15 protein-coding genes are annotated in these 20,468 nt (G+C 51.3%); 9 read left to right on the top strand and 6 right to left on the bottom strand.

Annotated features, from left to right (window positions below; translation table 11 throughout):
* Window positions 1-156: 156 nt before the first annotated feature.
* Both A9165_RS14360 and A9165_RS14355 read left to right on the top strand, forming a co-directional pair.
* Entirely contained in the window at window positions 157-2,838 is a 2,682-nt protein-coding gene (locus A9165_RS14360; RefSeq protein WP_065956412.1) for an HAD-IC family P-type ATPase, read from the top strand.
* Window positions 2,839-2,993: 155 nt separating this feature from the next.
* Window positions 2,994-3,458: a hypothetical protein gene (locus A9165_RS14355; RefSeq protein WP_065956411.1), complete on the top strand. Its 465-nt coding sequence runs from the start codon at window positions 2,994-2,996 to the stop codon at window positions 3,456-3,458.
* Window positions 3,459-3,467: 9 nt separating this feature from the next.
* On the opposite strand, the gene A9165_RS14350 is transcribed toward A9165_RS14355, so the two are convergent.
* Window positions 3,468-4,472 (bottom strand): galactose oxidase, encoded by a 1,005-nt coding sequence (locus tag A9165_RS14350; RefSeq protein ID WP_065956410.1) that lies wholly within the window; start codon window positions 4,470-4,472, stop codon window positions 3,468-3,470.
* A 229-nt stretch (window positions 4,473-4,701) separates the two neighbouring features.
* Here A9165_RS14350 and A9165_RS14345 point away from each other — a divergent pair, with 229 nt between their 5' ends.
* Entirely contained in the window at window positions 4,702-6,150 is a 1,449-nt protein-coding gene (locus A9165_RS14345; protein WP_255365736.1) for a PAS domain-containing protein, read from the top strand.
* On the opposite strand, the gene A9165_RS14340 is transcribed toward A9165_RS14345, so the two are convergent.
* Window positions 6,147-6,821 (bottom strand): pseudouridine synthase, encoded by a 675-nt coding sequence (locus tag A9165_RS14340; RefSeq protein ID WP_008610148.1) that lies wholly within the window; start codon window positions 6,819-6,821, stop codon window positions 6,147-6,149. The two genes, A9165_RS14345 and A9165_RS14340, sit on opposite strands and share 4 nt — an antisense overlap.
* A gap of 129 nt (window positions 6,822-6,950) precedes the next feature.
* Here A9165_RS14340 and A9165_RS14335 point away from each other — a divergent pair, with 129 nt between their 5' ends.
* A complete protein-coding gene (locus A9165_RS14335) occupies window positions 6,951-7,649 on the top strand; it encodes an RluA family pseudouridine synthase (RefSeq protein WP_008610147.1) in 699 nt (232 codons plus the stop codon).
* 43 nt (window positions 7,650-7,692) lie between these two features.
* On the opposite strand, the gene A9165_RS14330 is transcribed toward A9165_RS14335, so the two are convergent.
* Window positions 7,693-10,161, bottom strand: a complete 2,469-nt coding sequence (locus A9165_RS14330; RefSeq protein WP_065956408.1) for a prolyl oligopeptidase family serine peptidase — start codon at window positions 10,159-10,161, stop codon at window positions 7,693-7,695.
* 181 nt (window positions 10,162-10,342) lie between these two features.
* Window positions 10,343-10,945: an FMN-dependent NADH-azoreductase gene (locus A9165_RS14325; RefSeq protein WP_065956407.1), complete on the bottom strand. Its 603-nt coding sequence runs from the start codon at window positions 10,943-10,945 to the stop codon at window positions 10,343-10,345.
* Window positions 10,946-11,198: 253 nt separating this feature from the next.
* Between A9165_RS14325 and A9165_RS14320 the strand changes: the two genes are divergently transcribed.
* The gene (locus tag A9165_RS14320; protein ID WP_008610140.1) at window positions 11,199-11,798 is read left to right on the top strand and encodes a sigma-70 family RNA polymerase sigma factor; all 600 of its coding nucleotides are present in this window, start codon (window positions 11,199-11,201) and stop codon (window positions 11,796-11,798) included.
* Complete coding sequence (locus tag A9165_RS14315; protein WP_065956406.1) at window positions 11,782-12,459, top strand: ChrR family anti-sigma-E factor; 678 nt, start codon at window positions 11,782-11,784, stop codon at window positions 12,457-12,459. The genes A9165_RS14320 and A9165_RS14315 overlap by 17 nt, the downstream gene beginning before the upstream one ends.
* 67 nt (window positions 12,460-12,526) lie before the next feature.
* On the opposite strand, the gene A9165_RS14310 is transcribed toward A9165_RS14315, so the two are convergent.
* Both A9165_RS14310 and fadR read right to left on the bottom strand, forming a co-directional pair.
* Window positions 12,527-14,767, bottom strand: a complete 2,241-nt coding sequence (locus A9165_RS14310) for an aminotransferase class V-fold PLP-dependent enzyme (RefSeq protein ID WP_065956405.1) — start codon at window positions 14,765-14,767, stop codon at window positions 12,527-12,529.
* A 130-nt stretch (window positions 14,768-14,897) separates the two neighbouring features.
* Complete coding sequence (gene fadR / locus A9165_RS14305) at window positions 14,898-15,614, bottom strand: fatty acid metabolism transcriptional regulator FadR (protein WP_008610137.1); 717 nt, start codon at window positions 15,612-15,614, stop codon at window positions 14,898-14,900.
* 185 nt (window positions 15,615-15,799) lie between these two features.
* Between fadR and dsbB the strand changes: the two genes are divergently transcribed.
* From dsbB to A9165_RS14290, 3 genes are all read left to right on the top strand, one after another.
* Window positions 15,800-16,333, top strand: a complete 534-nt coding sequence (gene dsbB / locus A9165_RS14300; RefSeq protein ID WP_039925603.1) for a disulfide bond formation protein DsbB — start codon at window positions 15,800-15,802, stop codon at window positions 16,331-16,333.
* Between the two features lie 248 nt (window positions 16,334-16,581).
* On the top strand, window positions 16,582-17,103 hold the full coding sequence (locus A9165_RS14295; protein WP_008610135.1) for a PEP-CTERM sorting domain-containing protein: 522 nt from the start codon (window positions 16,582-16,584) through the stop codon (window positions 17,101-17,103).
* A 205-nt stretch (window positions 17,104-17,308) separates the two neighbouring features.
* Window positions 17,309-20,398 carry a S8 family serine peptidase gene (locus A9165_RS14290; RefSeq protein ID WP_255365735.1) on the top strand — a complete coding sequence of 1,030 codons (3,090 nt, stop codon included), beginning with the start codon at window positions 17,309-17,311 and terminating at the stop codon, window positions 20,396-20,398.
* Window positions 20,399-20,468 lie beyond the last annotated feature (70 nt).

Raw genomic sequence — 20,468 nt, 5'->3', positions numbered from 1 at the left:
GTTCATGGAGGCGTTCATATTATTCTCCGGTACCAGCCGGAGGTCCGAGCTCTTACCGGTACCGGAGTGCTGTGGATAACTGTTTGATGTAGCGCAGGTCGGTGGCGGCCTTTTTCTGGCATACTGTGTGTAATTGGTGAAAAAAGGAACAACGTTATGGCCGCTGGCAAGCCAAAAACGACAGCACCTGTTAATGCTCACAGCCTGAGCGCTACTCAAGTGCTGGCAGCGTTTAATAGTACTCAGCAAGGTTTAACTGTGACTGAGACAAAGCGTCGCGCAGAACAGTATGGCGCTAATCTACTACCACAGGCCGCAGGCCCCTCGCTGTGGTATCGCTTTTTTAAGCACTTTCACGACACCCTGATCTACGTACTGTTATTCTCAGCAGCGGTTACCGCCCTGCTCGGCCACTGGCTGGACACCACAGTGATTCTGGCGGTGGTGATTATTAATGCAGTTATCGGTTTTATTCAGGAAGGTAAAGCCGAACAGGCTTTGGCCGGGATCCGCCAGATGCTGTCAGTACATGCCAATGTTTGTCGCGATGGCCAGTGGCAACAAGTGCCGGCCGAGCAGCTGGTGCCGGGCGATGTGGTAAAGATCCGCTCTGGGGATCGGGTTCCGGCCGACTTACGCTTGTTGGATAGCACTGAGCTGCGGATTGAAGAGTCGGCGCTCACCGGAGAATCGCAGCCGGTAGCCAAACAAACCGAGCCAGTTGCGCTGGATGCGGCACTTGGCGATCGCAGTTGTCTGGCCTTTTCCGGCACCCTGGTGACGTCAGGGCGCGGTATCGCCGTGGTGACCGCCATCGGTGCGGCAACGGAAATTGGTCAAATCAACCAGCTGTTATCCGAGGTTCAGGGCATTACCACACCGCTCACCCGGCAAATGAACCAGTTTGGCCGCTATCTGGCGCTGGTGATTGCATTACTGGCGCTGTTAATGCTGGCTGTCGGCATGTTACTGCACGACTATAGCCATGCCGAAGTGTTTCTGGCTGCCATTGGTTTTGCGGTAGCGGCTATCCCGGAGGGCTTGCCGGCTATTCTGACCATTACGCTGGCGCTGGGGGTAAAACAAATGGCGGATCGCAAAGCCATTACCCGGCGCTTAAATGCAGTGGAAACCCTGGGCGCGGTAACGGTGATTTGCTCGGATAAAACCGGCACCCTAACCCGCAACGAAATGACAGCCAAAGAAGTCGTCACCGCGCAAGGCCAATATCAGATTAGCGGCGTCGGTTATCAGCCGCAGGGTGAACTGCGCTTTGCAGAAGAACCAGTTAACCTGGCAGCACATCCGGCATTGGCGGCGTTAATTGAAGTGATCGCCGTAGCCAACGATAGTCAGCTGGTGGAAAAAGACGGCCAGTGGCTGGTACATGGCGAACCTACCGAGGGCGCCCTGCTTTGTCTGGCGGAAAAAGCCGGCTTTGAACGGGAACAACATCAGCGCTTAGCGGTGATCCCGTTTGAGTCAGAAAATAAATTTATGGCCAGTCTGGAGCAACACCGCAACGGCAGCCGGCAGTTGCTGTTAAAAGGCGCGCCAGATCGCTTATTGCCACGCTGTTCGGTACAGCTGAATGCCCAGGGGCAAACCGAGCCATTAAATGAGGTATTCTGGCAGCAGCAACTTAATCTATTGAGCTCGCAAGGGCTAAGGGTGCTGGCCGCTGCCGGCCGTGATACCGAACAAACCGAACTGGGGCTTAGCGATCTAACCGGGCTTTGCTTTTATGGCCTGATTGGTATTATCGACCCGCCGCGCCCGGAAGCCATTAGCGCTATTGCCGCCTGTCGGGCCGCCGGGATCCGGGTAAAAATGATCACCGGCGATCATGCCGGTACGGCAGAAGCCATTGGTCGGGAGATGGGTTTAGCGGCCGATGCCACGTTACAGGTCTATACCGGGCAACAACTGGAGCAAGCCAGCAGCGAACAGCTACAACAAATGGCATTGGCGGGCGATATTTTTGCCCGTACCAGCCCGGAGCATAAATTGCGGCTGGTACAGGCGCTGCAGCAACAGGGCGAAGTGGTGGCAATGACCGGCGATGGTGTAAATGATGCGCCGGCATTAAAACAGGCTGATGTCGGCGTGGCGATGGGTATTAAGGGCTCGGAGGCCAGTAAAGAAGCCGCGGATATTGTGCTGGCTGACGATAACTTTAGCACCATAGCGGCAGCTGTCGCAGAGGGACGCACTATTTACGATAACCTGCGTAAAGCCATTTTATTTATTCTGCCGACCAACGGCGCTCAGGGCTTGGTAATGCTTTGTGCGGTGTTATTTGGCCTGACGCTGCCGCTGACACCGGTACAAATTTTATGGGTAAATATGGTGGTGGCCATTACCCTGGCACTGGCACTGGCGTTTGAACCGGCCGAGCCGGGTGTGATGCAGCGCCCGCCGCGACAAAGCAGCGCAGCGTTGTTAAGTGCTGCCTTTTTGCGCCGCATAGCCCTGGTATCCTTATTAATTGGCGGCAGTGCCATGGCATTATTTCAGCTGGCATTAGCACAGGGCCTGGATCTGGCGACTGCCCGCACGGTAACAGTAACGGCACTGGTGGTGGCGCAGGCCGGTTACTTGCTAAACAGCCGGCATCTGAATAACTTTAGCCTTAAACCCACACTGCTATTTACCAACCGCATTGCCTGGCTGGCGATCGGCATACTGGTGTTGTTACAGCTGGCCTTTGTCTACAGTCCGCTGCTGCAATTGTGGTTTGGCACCCAGCCCCTTAGCCTGCAACACTGGTTATGGTCGCTTGGCGCGGCTTTACTGGTGATGCTGTTGGTTGAGGTAGAAAAAAAACTACTCTGGTAAAACCAGATAAACCGGCAGGTCACCGCGACAAGCAGTGTCGCCGACGAGTGTCACAAGCGCCGAGCTGTTGGTTTTTTGAGCAAATCTAAGCTACAATTTCCAGGCTAGGATTGATAATTTCTACGGCTAGTTGGAGTTTAACGAGGAATCACCGTATGACGTCCGCCATTGCAGGTGCAGGTTTTCCGGTTACTGCATTATTACGCCAACAAACCGAGCGGCAAGCTCAGCAAGCCGAACAACAAGCGCAAGCACTGGAGCAACAGGCTGCCGCCAAACGGCGTGAAGCCAGAGCTGCGCAGCAACAGGCGCGCGAACTGGATTCTGAAGCGACTGAGTCAGCTAACCGCGCGAACCTGTTGCAACAAAATCTGGCTGCCGCGGATCGCTTGACGGAGAGTCAGCAACAACGAACTGAACGCTTAAACTCAGCCTTGGATCGCACCGCAGCGTCGGAGAGCGCACCGCAGGACGACGCTGAGCAGCAAACTGACTCAGAAACTCCATCTAATCCAACCAGTACGGTCTCGGTATCAGGCAACAATGCAGCGACCCCTTTTAGTTTGATCGCACGCCCTCTGGCGCCAAGTAGCGGTTTAAATATTAATGTGCAGGTTTAGTTTTTAGGTTTAGTGCGCCGTTTTTGTCGTTACCGTTAAGCGTTGCAATTTTCCCAGCGTAGCCTTTAAACCTGCCTCTGCTGCACCGCCAATCACATAGACATGCTCACCCACGACCACAGCTCCATGGCCATGACGCGCTATCGGTAAGGTGGTCAGTACCTGCCAGCGATCTTCAGCCGGCAGGTACTGCCAAACCTTGTCAAAGACGCCGCCACCGGCATTAAAATGCTCACCGCCAAACACCAGTAAGCTATTCCCCACTACCGCTGCCGCCAGACCAGCCTGTGCCTGTGGCAGCGGTGCCAGTTGTTGCCAGCTGTTAGCTACGGGATCAAACACTTCATGTACCGCCAGATTGCCGTCTGCGACAGTGCGCCCTCCCACCAGATGCCAACGGCCATTCAGTAAGGCAGCAGCAGCACTATTACGTGCTGTTGGCACTGGCGCAGCCTCACGGATCTGATAACTGTGCGGGTCCAACACCCAGTGCCAGCTAACATCGGTATTGTCGCGCCATTGGCCATTGTTAGCATCAGTCGCGGTGCGGCCGCTGGCAATATGCACCTGCTCAGCGATAACGGTCGCCACAGCTTCGCTAAGCGGCGCCGGTAATTCGGCGACCTTTTGCCATTGGCCTGCTGTTTCATCCAGCAACAGAATATCCCGACTGTTAATCCACCAACCTTGCTCGGTAACAACAAAACCGCCGAGTGAAAACAACTTACCTGCCACCGACACCAGATGGCTGTGATGCCGTGGCTCAGGTAAGGCGATGCCATCCTGCCAACGCTGTGAACTCATTGAATATTGTTGTACCCGTGCAGTGACAGGTGCAGCGCTGTCACTAAGTTCGCTGCTCAGGCCACCGGCTACGACGATAGTGTTTTGATGTAACACCGGATAAATTTCCTGTACCGGTAACGGCATGCTTGCGTGGTCCTGCCAGCTCACCGTAGCGGTGTTGGCGGTCAGAGCTATGGCGACAACGGGGAAGAGTAATAAATTTAACATTAGGTTCTGCTCCTGTTTGCGATTACTCCCAAAGCGGGACGTACAATAAAATCATTAAAAAATAACACTAACGCAACGAAACCTTGGGGCTTTACCGGACTTTGTGTTATACCTTGAGCAGGAGATTAACATGCTTTAAGCAAAAAAATTTTCAGCCGGCAGTCAACTATCGACAATTTCTGTGCGTAAACCGCATTAGTACTGCTTTGCTGGATACTCAAGGATGCTGATGCCGAAACTGCTCAATTTTATGCAGCATAGTGCCGCCGCAAGCTGGTTTCTCAGTATTACACTACTGCTGGTGTTACTTAGTGACAGCATGACTCAACTCGGCTTTGCCCATGGTATTTTGTACACCCCCTTGGTTGCTCTGGCGGGTCTGAGTGCCAATCGACTGCTGTTACATAGCACGGCTGGCTTCGCCTTGCTTGCCGTTTGGCTGGGCTTTTTTATTGCTCCTAATGCGCCAGCAGAATTTTCTACGTTTTATGTTATTGCGAACCGCACTGTATCCTGTTTGTCGATCATCCTACTCTGGTGGTTAAGTATGCAGGCGATGGCGTTTCGCGAGTCACAACTGCGGCAACAACATCAGGTTAATCAAACCCAGCAGGATTTAGAGCTGGCAAACAAGGTCACCGGACTAAGCCATTGGTGGCTGGATAATCATCGGAAAATGGTACGGCTTGACTTGCCAAGCCAACAGTTGCTGGGCGTAAACCTGGCGGAAATTACTCTGGCCCAATTTGTGTATTGCTTTGACAGTGCCAATCGAAACAAATTATCCCAACAACTGGAACAGGCCGGCAGTAGCAGCGAACCGGAGATGCTGGAGTGCAAATTACAGCAGGAGTGTCAGCAGCCACTTTGGGTTAGGATCATCAGTTACCAGGATCCGGCCGATCCGGATCTGGTACGCGGCATTTTGCAGAATATTCAACATCATCATGATGAAGCCAGTCGGTTCGCGCAGCAGCAACGTCGCTTTCAGCAATTAGCCGATAGCCTGCCAGTAAAAGTTTGGACTGCCACCGCGGCGGGTCAGGTCGATTTTGCCTCGGAAACCTTCGCCCAGTTTTGTGGCCGTGACACCCAAACGATTATTGCCGATTGGCTGGCTATTCTGCACCCGGACGATCAACAACCGGTGCTCAGTTACTGGCAACAATGTGTCGCCAATAAAGCTCCCTACAAAATCGAATTTCGCATTTTACGCGCAGATGGCCAATATATCTGGCATCTGACCTCGGCCATACCCATCTTTAACGAACAAGGCGAAGTGCTATATTGGTTTGGTTCTGCGATGGATATCAGTGAGCAGAAAAAGCTCTGGCAGCACTCGGATCAACTACGACTGGCGCTATTCCAGACCCTGGATGAGATTTCCGATGCGTTTTTAAGCCTGGATCAACAACTGAATCTCACCTTTATCAACCAGCAAGCATTAGAGTTGTTGCGCGCATCCAAGAATCCATTACTCGGCAAATCCTTAAACGAAGTCTTTTATCGGCCGGGCAAAGATTTTAGTGTTTTGACCGCAGCAATCCAGCGCAGCTTTATCCAGCAACAAGCCGAGTATCTGACGTGCCAGTTGCCTGATAGTTCTCTGGACTGGACAATCCGTCTTTACCCCAACGCCAGTGGTATCAATGTGTTATTGCGCGCCAGACGCGACTAGAAAGATACCGGCGTCTGCAGTTGTAGTAATTTGCCCGTCAGTGGATGGACAAACTCGATAACTGTGGCATGCAGTAACAAACGGCAGGAGGCACCAGCGATGTCGATTGGCGCATATAAGCTGTCACCCAGAATTGGATGGCCAATAGCGGCCAAATGCAAGCGCAGCTGATGCGAGCGACCTGTTACCGGCTCCAGCTCCACTAAAGTACTGTTGTCCCCTGCCCGGTAGTCCAGCACACGATAACGTGTTAATGAAGGCTTACCCGTTAGCTGACAAATCTTATACAGTGGCCGGCGCTCAGCGTCTGGCGCAATTGGCAAATTAATTTCTCCGGCAGCAGCAGATAATTGGCCGGCAACGCGGGCCGTATAGAGTTTGCTGATAGTTCTGGCCTGAAATTGCTTACTTAGCGCTGACAGCGCCTTTTTAGTCAGCGGCAGCAGCACTATGCCAGAGGTGTCGTAATCAAGCCGGTGCACCACCTGTGCGCCTGGGAACTCACACTGTACCCGGCTAATCAAGCAGTCGCGGTTCGCCGGATGCCGGCCCGGCACAGTTAACAGCTTAGTCGGCTTATCAACCACCAATAAGGCTTCATCCTGATACAGGATGTGGTAGGCCTGGTTGGTTGCCGGCAAAATTGCCAATTCATCTAACGCCGCTGTCATGATCCGGTTCCTTTGCTGCAAAGCAGCGCATTATAACCAAGTTAGCCTGGCTGTTGGCAAAAAAGCCTTGCAGGCGGCGCCAAAGCCGTTAAGCTGCCGCCAAGATGATGGATAGTTTCGGATTTCCAGATGAATATGTATCAGTTCTACCAGCCTCCGCCAGGCCCGCTGCCAATTTTGTATCAGGATAAAGATCTGCTGGTGGTGAATAAACCCAGCGGCTTGCTGACAAATCCCGGCCGGGCGTTAGAGCTTAGCGATTCAGTGCTTAGCCGGGTACAACGCGAATTTCCAACCGCGTTATTGGTGCACCGGCTGGATCTCGGTACCTCAGGCGTGGTGGTGTTTGCGTTAAGACGCAAGGCGGAGCGCGAGTTAAAACGGCAATTTGCCGAGCGGCTGGTTAAAAAGCGCTATCTGGCGGTAGTCGCCGGCGTGATGTCAGCCGAGCCGGGAGAAATTAATCTGCCCCTGAGTGCCGATCCGGATCAGGCGCCAAAACAGCGGGTGGATACTGCTGGTAAACCCGCACAAACCTTTTATCAACGTATTGCGGTACGGCAAGACTGCAGTTTAGTAGAACTAAGACCGGTAACCGGGCGCTCACATCAGCTAAGAGTGCATTTGGCCGCGTTGGGCCATCCGATCCTGGGGGATAATTTTTATGCCTCGCCCGAACAGGCAGCGGCAGCACCCCGCTTATTGCTGCATGCCGCAGAACTGCGTTTACAGCAGCCATATAGCCAGCAACCCCTGCTCTTTACCGCAGACACCGACTTTGTCAGTGCCAGCGGCAACTGGTTCGACGCGACTCCGGAACAGGTCTGAGCTCAGACCGGTACCGGAGTGCTGTGGATAAGTTTGGTGGAGATTAGAGGTTTTGCTCGAACAGTTTGTAAATACGGCGGTATTCGTCCAGCCAGCTGCTTGGTTGCCGGAAACCATGATTCTCCACCGGATAGATCGCGGTTTCAAAGTGAATGATTTCCTGCTCAATCAGCCGTTGTACCAAACGCACCACATCCTGGAAGAACACATTATCATCGACCATAGGCGCATTGATCAGCAGTGGCTTTTTCAGACCCTGAGTAAAGTAGATCGGTGAACTGCGTTCATAAGCAATAGGATCGATATCCGGCGTGTTCAGGATATTCGAGGTATAAGGGTGGTTGTAATAAGCCCAGTCACTAACCGGCCGCAGTGCCGCCCCGGCCTGAAATAGCTCTGGCTCTTTGAACAGCGCCATAAAGGTCATAAAGCCACCGTAGGAGCCACCATAGGTACCGATGCGCTTACGATCAACATTGGCATGTTTTACCAGCCACTCGACACCATCGACCAGATCCTGAATTTCCGGTGTTCCCATCTGACGGTAAATGGCAGTACGCCAGTCACGGCCATAGCCTTTTGATGCCCGGAAATCCATATCCATCACTACATAACCCTGTTGTACCAGCAGGTTGTGGAAGAAGAACTCTCGGAAGTAACCCGACCAACCCAGATCGCTGTTTTGCAGATAGCCGGCACCGTGGTTAAAGATCACTGCCCGGCGCGCTTCACCCTGCTGATAATCTGCTGGCAGATAGACCTTGCTAAATACCGGATGCTTGCCATGGCTGGACGGTACAGCTACCACCTGTGGCGCCACCAGCGGTAATTCGCGGAACTGTGCCGAAATGGTATTGGTTAATTGCTTTAGCTCAGCGCCTGGCCGGGCATCCGCGACGTACAACTCAGGTGGCAACAGGTTAGTAGAATGGCGCAGTAACAACTTTTGCTCATCCGGTGATAAGGTAAACTCGGTGCTACCCAGCAGGTTGGTCAGCTGTTCAATTTGTCCGTTAGCCAGCGCCAACCGGTACACATTGTAAATACCAGGATGGCTGACGTTGGCGGTGTAATACAGATACTGGTCATTATGCGTCAGTACCGGATTGCTCACCTCAAAGGTGCCGGCAGTCAGTTTCTTCGGGTTACGATCTTTCAGGCCCTTGGTATACAGATGGGAGTAACCACTCTCTTCTGACAGGAAATACAGGGTTTCGCTGTTGTTTAACCAGCCAAAGTCGTTAAAGGCGTAGTTAACCCAGGCTTTATCATGTAAGCGGTGCTGTGGTTGTAACTTTTTGCCTGCCAGATCAACAGTCGCGATCCAGCGGTCTTTGTTATCAAAGGCCTTTAACATGACCGCCAGCTGCTGACCATTCGGGTGCCAACGCAGCGCGCTCTGGCTCCAGTACCAATCGGTCATTAAACCAATATCGCGGATCACCTTGGCACTCTTATAGGTTTCGCCCCGCGCTTTAGCATTTTCTGCTTTAACGTCAGCCAGTACGTCTTCGTTATAGCCCGGCAAACTGGTATAGCTCAGTTCGTGCTGACTACCATCGCGCAAGTCAACCAGGATCAGCTTCTGTGGCTCAGGTTTAAAGTCGTTTACCCTGGCCCGTACCGGCTGCGCCAGAATATCGCCGGTTGCCGAAATATAGTTCGGCATAATGTCTTTCTCGTTGCGGCTGCTTTGCTTGCGACTGGCCAGGATCAGATGAGTACCGGCCGGTGATAAGCTGGCATCGACAATTTGCTGGCCTTTACCAACATAGATAGCAGCTGGCGCTAAACTGGCGTTTTGTTGCCGTAATTGTTGCTGTGCGTCAAAGCGCTCAGCCTGGTTGCGTTGTTGCAGCGCGACAAACTCCAGCAACTTGTGTTGCTCCTGCGCCAGATAGCCTTTGGGCACGGCCGGTGCTTTCGGCGCATCTTCGGTCTTCAGGCTGGCGAGCTCAGTATGACTGCCGTTGTTAAAGTCGTAGGCGATAAAATCCCAGCCTTGCTGATACACCAGGCGGCCATCCAGCAAGAACTGCGGCCGGCTGTGGCTGCTGTTACTGCGGGTTAACTGCAGCAACTCACCGTTTTGCAGCACAAACACATTGCCTTCAAACACATAGGCCGCTTTGCTGCGATCACTGTTATACACCAGCTGCGAGGCGCCCATCTGATGCCAGTGCGCCAGCTTAACCAGCTCGCCGTTGCCTTCGACTAACAAGGGGCGGCTAAACCAATCCCGTAACTCACTACCCTCGCGTTTACGCTGGTAATAAATGGTGCTGCTGTCCGGCGACCAGAACGCCGTTTCCGGCTGACGGCCCAACCAATCCGGATCAGCCATGATTTGTTCCATGGTAAAACGAATATCTGGGTTAGCGCTAAAGACCTGCTGCACGCTGATGGTGTCAGTAGTCCAGGTTTGCGGTTCGGCTTTGGCCAGGGCAGCGCTGCTATGCCAGCACAGCGCGCTTAAGCTTAGTGAGAGTAAGGCTTTACGGAATGTTTTCATTATTTTGGTTCTTACTAATGACAAGACCGCACAGTTATACAAAGGCTGCCCACAGAACGCAACCTTATGCGGCTGAATGCAAAGCGAATACGCCAAAAAGCACCAAGCCGGCAACTGCCGGCCTGGTGGACGTGACTGAATGAAGCTAAAGATAACAGCTTTAACTAAAACGCTGACCGCTTTAGATAAAGAGTTGCTTCGCCAGCTCGGTCAGTTGTTGCTGTGCAGCGGTCAGGCCCTTTTCTGCCGCTTCCGGGCCCATATTCAGGCCTTCCGCATAAACAAAATGCAGCTGGGTCAGACCAACAAAGTTAAAGAAGGTTTTCAGGAACGGTACCTGAGAGTCAGCCGGCGTATTGGCATAAATACCACCGCGGGCCAGCACGAAAATCACTGGCTTGTCTTTTAACAGGCCAACCGGGCCGGTTTCGGTGTATTTAAAGGTGACACCGGCACGAGCCAGGCGATCTAATAAGGCTTTTAACTGGCTTGGCAGTGCGAAGTTATACATCGGCACACCAAAGACGATGGCATCTGCCGCTTCAATTTTAGCGATCAGCTCATCTGAACGAGCGGCCAAGGCTTGTTGCTCGCGGCTGCGCTCGGCGGCAGGCGTCATCCAGGCGCCGATTTCGCTCATTTCCAGATGCGGCAACGGCTGTGCATTTAAATCAATTTCCGTTACCTGGGCGCCAGACAGCTGTGCCAGTAAAAACTGCACCAGCTTGTTAGAGTTGCCATTGCTACCGCTGATTGAGCTATTAATTACCAGAATGTTTTTCATCGTTGCCTCCTTTGGCTAATCCAATAAAACTAGTTTACTTAGATTTTTTAGGAAAAAAATCCGATAATTTTGCTGTTTATGTTCGATTTATTGATTGATAAAAAATCAATCTACTCAGTGTCAGGCCGCGTAAAACATCAGGAACCCATTAGAACAGCTACTGGCCATACCAGGAAAACGAATTATGTTGGATTCTACCGTGCTGACAGGGCATCATGAGCACTCGGGGACGACCACGAGGATGCCAGACCGAATGACTATCAGTGCCGAGAGCGCCGAGCCACATATCCGCACCGGTCAATGGGAAGATGCCTTGACCTTTGTTGCCTTGCACGCCGATAAATCGGCTTATGCGGAGTTGTTTAATTATTTTGCGCCACGGTTAAAAGCCTTTGGTATGAAAATGTTCGGTAACGAACAACAGGCGCTGGAGATGGTGCAGGACACCATGTTAAACGTTTGGAAGAAAGCCCGCTTATTTGATCCCAGTCGTGGCTGTGCTTCAACTTGGATTTTTACCATCGCCCGTAATGTACGCTTTGACATGCTGCGCAAAAAGCAGAGTCGTAAAGATGATATTAGTGCGGACGATCTGTGGGCTGACGGTGACTATCCGGAGCTGGAAGAGTCCGCCACCGATCAGTGGGAAACCATGTTACTGAGCGAAAAGCTGGCACCGTTTTTTGATGCCTTACCGGTCGCACAGCGGCTGGTAATGCAAAAAGTTTATCTGGAAGAAAAATCACATCAGGAAGTAGCAGAAGAGCTCGACATCCCGCTGGGTACCGTTAAATCACGGATCCGGTTGGCGTTAGACCGTTTAAGAGAGGCATTAGATGACACACGCAGTTAAATTCCATCCCGGCATGATGTTAATGGAGCAATATGTTGCCGGCACTCTGTCGGCCGATGTGGCCCTTGCCGTAGCCACTCATATTGATTTGTGCCCGCATTGTCAGCGTGTTTGTCAGGACATTCATAACGACCAGGCTGATATGCTAGCAAGTATGCCGCTTGAGCAGAACGACACTGACGATTTTACCGCGCTGCTGGCAGAGATCACCGGGCAGCCGCAGCTGGACAAACCGCGGCAGAAAGCGGCTCGCGAACTGGTGAAAGTACAGATCAATGGTCGTGAATTTGCCATCCCGCGCGCGCTAAGCCGTCTGGCTGAGCAGCAGGGCAAGTGGCTGCAGCTTGGTGGTATTGCCACCGCCAAGTTACCGGCGGGCGATAAGATGCATGTGTCGTTATTGTATATTGATAAGGGCACAGAAATTCCGAACCATACCCACTTGGGTCTGGAAATGACACTGGTACTAAGCGGCACGATTTGTGATGAAAATGGCGAGTATGGTGCCGGGGACTTGCTAATCAACACCCCAGCCGACACACATACGCCGCATACCCGGGCTGATGAAGACTGTTTATGCCTGTCGGTGTTAAGCGCGCCACTGAAATTTAACAAAGGTTTGGTACGGTTACTCAACCCATTACAGCAGTTTTTCTATTAACGGTTTACCTGATGCAGCATGTTTGCGCCGGCTCTGCCGGCGTTTTTTTTACTAAGTGACGGCAGCACTAACTGAGTAATGCCACCCCACCCTGCAGATTCCACAATTTGCTAAAACCGAGGCGCCGCAGCACCCGTGCCGCCAGCAAGCTGCGATTACCACTGCGACAAACCAGCAATAAGCTCTGCTCTGGTTGTAATTGCTGTTGCAATACCGCATCGCAAAGCCGGGATAACGGCACTTCGAGTACCTCTGCACTAAGGGGCAAATAACGGTTCAAAGCACCGGCACTTTGCTCATAGGGCTCACGCACATCCAGCACGACCAAACCAGGTTCTGCTAATAAGTCTGGCAGCTGTGCCGACTGCAGTAAGGCAATGGCATCGTCGTTAGCCACTTCAACATAGCCACACAGGTGACTGCTGGCTTGCTGCAACTGCCAACATTGCTGATTTAACACCTGCTGCCATTGTTGCTGCGGTGCGCCGGCCAATAGGCTTTCCAGCAGCGGGCTTTCCTGTAGCGCCAGACTTAAACGGGTGACAAAGCGCTGTGCATAATCATGACTGGAAAACAGCAAGGTTTCGGGGTAAAGCTGAGCCGCCAGCTGTTGCAGGCTGTGTTGTAACATCAGCGCATCGCCACCTGCCAGATCGGTGCGGCCAATGCCGCCGGGTAATAGCAGATCGCCGACAAAAGCGGCTTTCAGCTCACCAGCTTGTTTTAGCAACAGGCTATAGGCCAGTGGACTATGGCCGGGTGTGGCGATACGGCTTAACTGGTAGGGGCCGATGTGCAACTGTTGTTGATCCTGCGGCCAACCGGTTTGATCAAACTGTTGGCCGCTAAAGAGTTGACGTAACAGCAGCGCAGCTTGTCCGGCTTGCTGGTGAATATGGGTTTCCAGCACGGCGACCAGCTTTAGGCCGCGGCTTTGAACAATATTCGATAACCGCTCGGTCAACGCCAGCACCGGATCAATAATCAGGGCTTGGCGGCTTTGCTGACACAGAAGCAAATAACTGCAGCAGGCATCATGTTTAAACTGATACAGGCCGCTGCTGGTCGGTATATTCAACGGATCGCCGTCTGTTAATACCAGACCATGTTGCTTAACCACCGACACCAGGCTGAGGATGCGTTGACAGGCTTGCTCACACTCGGCCTGACTAAACGCCGGCCCAAAGGATAAGCGGATCGCCCCTTCACTGCGCCAGCGCTCCAACCCCATCGCATCCAGCACAAAGCTACCTGTGACTTTTGAACTACAGGCCGATCCTGAGCTGACCCGAATACCGGCAGCGTCGAATAGATCCAGAATATCTTTGGCAAAAAAGCCGGGGACCGAGAAATTTAACGTGGTCGGCAGTGCCTGCGGTAAATCGCTGTTTAGCACCAGTGCCGGAAATAACTGACGTAGTGCCGCTAAGAGTTGTTCGCGGTATTGATAAAGTTGGTTGCTACCGACAAAGATGCTGTGCTCGGGATCCAGCAATTGCTGAAAGATATAGTTTAGCGCAGCAATACCCGGCAGGTTTTCGGTACCAGAGCGTAAGCCACCTTCCTGGCCACCACCTGTGATCAGTGGCTGATAAGGTGCCCCTTTGCGCACATATAAAAAGCCGATGCCTTTGGGGGCATAAAGTTTATGACCACTAAAGGGCGCATAATCAATGCGGCTTGCCGCCAAATTGAGCGGCATTTTGCCCAGCGCCTGTACACAATCAACCAACCAGTAAGCATCAGCATTATGCTGGTTCAACAACTGCTCAATCGCCTGCAAATCCTGCGGCACACCGGTTTCGTTATTGGCAGCCATAGTACAGACCAGAGCCGCTTTTGGCAGCAGCTCTGCCAGCGCCTCTAAGTCGAGCAGGCCATTGATAAGTACCGGGATGGCACGGATACTGGCATTAAGTTGTAGTAGGCAATTCCAGTGTTTCAGACTCTCCGGCACCGCCTTGTGTTCGGTTGCGCCATAGAGTAACAGGGTGTCAGGCCCCGCCAAGCCGCGCTCACGGATCGCCAGCAATGCCGACAGCACTGAGGTTTGGATGCCTTCGGTAGCGCCTGAGGTAAAGATAATGTCGCCGTTATCAGCGCCCAATAATTGGCGCGCCAGCTTGCGGCTGTGCTCTAACAACGCCTTGGCTTTAATGCCGGTACTGTGCGTGCTGCTGGGATTACCAAAATCCTGTTGCATACATTGCAACACGGCATCTGCCGCGCCGGGTAGCACCGCCGTGGTGGCGTTGTTATCCAGATAGATCTCACTGACTTTCCGGCAGGTCATGGCATCTGCTGACATCTTGGGCTCCGCTAAGGACTCACTTATAACAATTGGGAATATCTTATATCAAAAAGTGTAGTCAGCCCAGTGCGGCAGGTATAAAAAAGCCGCAGAGCGGGCTGCGGCTTTTATCTTAGCCTAACTTGGCTTATTCCATCAGATCGCGCGGAATGGTCGGCCGCAGTTCAGACCAGATCTTACCGCTGTCAATACCATATTTACGCACTGTCATCACCACATCATCATGCTTGCCGGTTTGCGCCAGGGCTTTTAATTGCTGATAGTACTGGCGGGCCAGTTCCCGCGCCGCCGGACTGGAAAAGTAAAAGCGGGCAATTTTGTTATACAAACCACGGAAACCATTTAAAATCAGCACATAGATCCGGTTTGACGAATGTAAAGCCAATTCATGGTTCAGGTTATAGTCAAAATCAGCAAAGGCTTCGGCTGTATCTTCCAACTGCTCAGCACCGGTAAGGACATCAATGACCTGTTGTTGATGGGTTTTAATGGCGCCGCGAATATAAATCGCACTGATATTAGTCCGGGCAGATAACAGCTCGTCGACCAGATCCGGCATCCGCTCTTCGTCCAGCCGGGCTAGGGTTTCCAAAATATTCAGGCCTGAGGTTTCCCAAAAGTTATTTACTTTAGTGGGTTTACCATGCTGAATAGTCAACCAGCCATCACGCGCCAGCCGCTGTAATACTTCACGTAGCGTGGTACGGGTAACACCAATTAATTCGGAGAGCTCGCGCTCTGCCGGTAAAATAGAACCCGGGGCAAATTTGCCGTTCCAGATAGAATCGACGATATATTCTTCGGCAAAACCCGCCGGGCTTTGCGCTTTAATCAGATTGGTCATGCACCGTTATCCGTGTCAATAATGGTTCTTATAAGTTGGCACTGATTGTACCAGAGCCGATGCCATTAACAAGTCAGCTTGTAAAAATAGCTTGCCAGCTTGCCACTGCCCTTCGGCTTGCATTGTGTATTTTGTTGAAATCCCTTAGATTAGCCAGCAAAACAACAATAACAGATCGTCATACCATGTTTAAAACACTGAAATCCTTATCGATGCAACGCTGGCCCTGGTTGCTGTTAGCGCTAACCGCTCTGGCTATGGAGCTAACCGGGCTGTATTTCCAGTACGCATTAAATTATCAGCCTTGCATTAAATGTATCTATATCCGGGTTGCTTTTGCCGGTATTTTAATGGCGGCGTTACTGGCGTTACTGGCACCTCGCAACGCAATGCTGAGGTTTGCCACACTGAGCTTATGGCTGGGTAGCGCTTTGTATGGCCTGTATCAGGCGCAGGAGCTGGTAAATATCGAACAAATCCTGGCCGGAGGAGGCTTTACGACCTGTGCCTTATTTGCGGATTTTCCAACCTGGTTGGCGTTAGATAAGTGGCTGCCTGCAGTATTTGAGGTTACCGGCACCTGTGGTGGTGTGGACTGGCAATTTGCCGGTTTAAGCATGGCGGCCTGGAGCCGACTGATTATGTTTACCTATAGTTTAACAGCTACTATCATCATCCTTAGCCAGTTCACAAAGTTATCACGCAATCCTTACCGTTAGTATTCAGCATCTGCAACCTGTAGCTAGTTCAGGTAGCAGATGCTGTAGCCCCACCAAAAGAATAGGTTCCGCACCATCCGTTCTAGGTTAAAAGAATAAAGAAAACCGCTTAATTGTTAACAGAGTTGACCTTGCTGTTAATGAGCTGGCATGAAGCGTGCATCCTGGATTTTGCAGTGCAGTTACTCTCAAACTGCATAAAAATGCATAATTTATAATAAACATTAATAATCCAGGAGTACGAATTAATGAAGAAGTTTTTTTCTGCGCTACTGCTTTTAGCCGGGTCCTTTGTATTGTTCCAACCTTCTGCTCACGCTTCTCTGATCCTTAGTCAGGATATCTATGAAGTTGAAGGTAGCAATAAAGCCTTAATAGGTTCTGTCAGCATCAATGTGCTAGAGGCGTTTGAATTTGATGTTGATAAATTTGAGGTCGAAGCCTGGTTTGAGTTGACGTTATTTGGAACAAGTTTTGTTCAGCAAATGAGCGATTTATTTTATGCTGAGTTTTCGATGAGCAATCTGAAACAAGGCCTGTCTTTTTTAACCTTCGAAGTCCTGGATGAGTTCAACAACATCAGCTACCAACTCTTTTTTGCTGATGATTTTGGTTTTATGGACATTTCAGCAGGCAGCTCATTAGGTGTTATTGAGATCTCTCTTGGTAATGCGCGGCTACCCGTACCGGCTCCCGCCACACTGGCTTTATTGTTGTTAGGGATGATTGGTTTAGCAAAGACTCGTCGTAGCTACACAGCAAAGCGTTAATACTGTCAGCTTTTATTACACCAATTTAAACACTTGCCGAAAAACATCATATAGCTGTCAGTTTTCTTTACAGTTAACTATAAAGGTGTTTTTTTAGCATAGTTATTCAAGTTGGTGCTAAAGCTAAGTACGATCTTAATAATGAGAAATAAAAATAATGCTAACAAAAAAACTTAATACTAAAATCAAGCTATTGAGCTTGTCTGTGATAGCAACCTGCTCAATCGGCAGCGTTGTTGCCAACCCTAACCTTGCTGCCAACCCGTTTGAGATCAGCGTTGATACCAGCGAACTTCAATTGTCTGAGCTTTCAGCAACCAAGGCTCCCTATATTATTCAGGTTAAAGGTCTGACTGGCGTTGAGCAAGCGGTAAATTTAGGCGAGCTGGCACCTAACAACCAACTGGCGGCGGGCAATATGTACAATGCCCAATCACCCGCTATGCAGGCCTATAATGAACGGGTAAGACAGTTCCATCAGCAGTTGGCTGAACAACAGGGCATCAGCAATATCCTGCACTCTTTCACACACACCTTTAACGGGTTTTCTGCGGTGTTAACTGCTGACGAGGCTCAGCGCTTACAACAACATCCTGATGTTATTGGTATCTGGCTGGATGAACCAATGCAACTGGATACAGCAAACACACCTGAATTCCTTGGTTTAAACGGTGCAAATGGTCAGCATACCCTTGGAGTGAAAGGCGAAGACGTCGTTATTGGTATTATCGATTCCGGTATTTGGCCTGAGAATCCAAGCTTCGCTGATGACGGTACTTACTCATTGCTGGAAAAATTCACTGGTTTTTGTGATTCTGGCCAGGATGCAACCTTTCGTTGTAATAATAAACTGATCGGTGCGCGCTTTTTCAACCAAGCCTTTACCTCTGTTTATAATTTACAGCCAGGTGAATATCGCTCGCCCCGGGATGCGGATAACCACGGTACTCACGTTGCTGCCACAGCGGCGGGCAACGAGCGGGTGCAAGCTATTATTGACGGCCAGCCTGCTGGTTTTGTAACGGGTATCGCTCCGCGTGCACGTATTGCGGCATACAAAGCTTGCTGGAATAGCAGTTACACCAGTCCGAGTGGCGTTGCTGAGCGGGGTTGCTTTGGCGGCGATACGATGGCTGCGATTGATGCCGCGGTAGCGGATGGTGTCGATGTTATCAACTACTCAATCAGTGGCAGTACTACAAGCCTGACCACAATAGCGGCAGCCGCAAAACTTCGTGCAACTCAAGCCGGTGTTTTTGTCTCTGTTTCAGCTGGAAACAGTGGTCCGGGCGCTGGCACCGTGGGTACTCCTGCTCCATGGGTAATGAGTGTTGCCGCCTCAACTTATGACGGTACTTCTTTTGTCGCTGGCTCAACGAATTTTTCGGTATTAAGCGGAGCAGCAGCTGGCAATTACCAGGCAGTTGAAGCTTCAACCACAGTGCCACTGTCGACAATAAGCCCGGTTCAGGCTGATTTGGCCGTTGCTAATCCAATTTTAGCCTGTACTGCACTGACTAATAGCGCAGCTCTGGCCGGTAAATTGGTTGTTATGCAGCGTGGTACCTGCGGCTTTGATATTAAACTAGCCGCAGCTCAAGCTGCCGGCGCAGTTGGTGCTATCGTGATCAATAGTGACGGTACCGCTCCTATTGTCATGGGCGGCACGGGTCGTTTTAATATTCCAGGCGTGATGATCTCTTTGGCGAATGGCCAGACGATTCTGAGTGCTATCAACAGCGGCGAAACCGTTAGCGCTCGCCTGGCTCCGGGAGCCCTGCAACAGCGTACTGAAGTTGGAAATATTATGGCCTCCTTCTCTTCGCGTGGTGCTAACCTGGCTTCAGCAGATATTATCAAACCCGATATTACTGCTCCTGGCGTTCGCATTCTGGCAGCCGCCTCTGAGGGCCCGTTGTTAACTCGCCCGAATGTTCCCTTTGTCTATCTGCAAGGTACTTCAATGTCCAGCCCGCATATTGCTGGTATGGCGGCTTTACTTCGTGGCGCAAATCCTGAATGGTCTCCGGCTATGATTAAATCAGCCTTGATGACCACTGCGCGACAGAACGTAACGAAGGAAAGTGGGGCAACTGCAGCTGATCCTTTCGACTTTGGCGCCGGCCACGCGGTACCAGCCAGTGCAGCCAATCCAGGTCTGGTCTATGATGTTAGCGCAGCGCATTACTACGCTTTCCTGTGCGGCCTGAACGCCAGAGCCTTCGTGCAGAATGCCACTGGCTTTAGCTGTGATACCTACGCTAACGCCGGTTATAGCTTCGAAGCAAGCCAGTTGAACCTGCCCTCTATTGGCATTGGTCAGTTAGATCGCAATCGGGTAGTGTATAGAGAGGTAAAAGACGTATCGGGTGTTGCCTCTGTTTACAATATTAGTGTTAACGCGCCGGCAGGAATTACTGCCACACCTCTGGTATTAGCAAATGGTCAGTGGATTGAGAGTAACTCACTGAGCGTGCCTGCCAACGGTATCGCACGTTATGCAGTACGTTTCCGCACAACGGCTACCACAGTTTATAACAGCTGGCGTTTCGGTGCTCTGACCTTAAGTAACGGTACCTATGAAGTACGTAGCCCAATCGCTATCCGCGCCATTGAGCCACCATTATTGGAGGCACCTGCAGTGATTTCAGCTCAGGTTGCGGCCAGTTCTGGTCGGGTAACCTTCCCTGTGCTGTTTAACTACACCGGTAATACCTCAACCACCAAGGTTGGTCTTGCAGCTCCGTTTGGTGGTACGCGCACCATCCCACAAGATCCGGATCGCACCTTCCAGTTTAACGATCCAAGCCTTGGCACCCATACTGTGTTAATTCCGGCAGGTACTCGGGTGGCTCGCTTTATGTTAAACGAAGGCCTGGCAGATGTACCAGGTGCGATTCTGGACCTGTATGTATATCGCTGTATCAATAATAGCTGTGCATTTGTAGCATCGTCTACCAGTGACAGTGGCTTTGAAGATATTGTATTACGTGATCCAGCTCCGGCAGCAGATGTTGCAGCCCGTAACTTCTATATCGTTTGGGTTCATCCACGCGATTTAAAAGGTGCAGCTCAGGTTACCTACACCATCCCAATGTGGATAGTTGACCAAAATGACAATGTAACGTCACAGATCCTGGCTCCAACCCGTGCGGTAACCGGTCGTTATAACAACATAACGCTGAATACCCGTAATTTGCAGCGCTCAACGCTCCCTTACATGGGCGTGATGTCGTTCAGGGATGCTAATGGCACTGAGCGTGGGTCAACCTTGTTAGAGATCCGCGCTAACTAAGCACGATTAAAAGCGTGGTTAAAACAAACTAAGCCCCCGCTGCCGCGCTGTCTCTTATACACAAATCCCC

Origin of the sequence: Alishewanella sp. HH-ZS (genome assembly GCF_001704375.1) — a bacterium.
Taxonomy (GTDB): Bacteria; Pseudomonadota; Gammaproteobacteria; order Enterobacterales; family Alteromonadaceae; genus Alishewanella; species Alishewanella aestuarii.
This window is presented reverse-complemented; position numbering and strand designations above follow the sequence as displayed.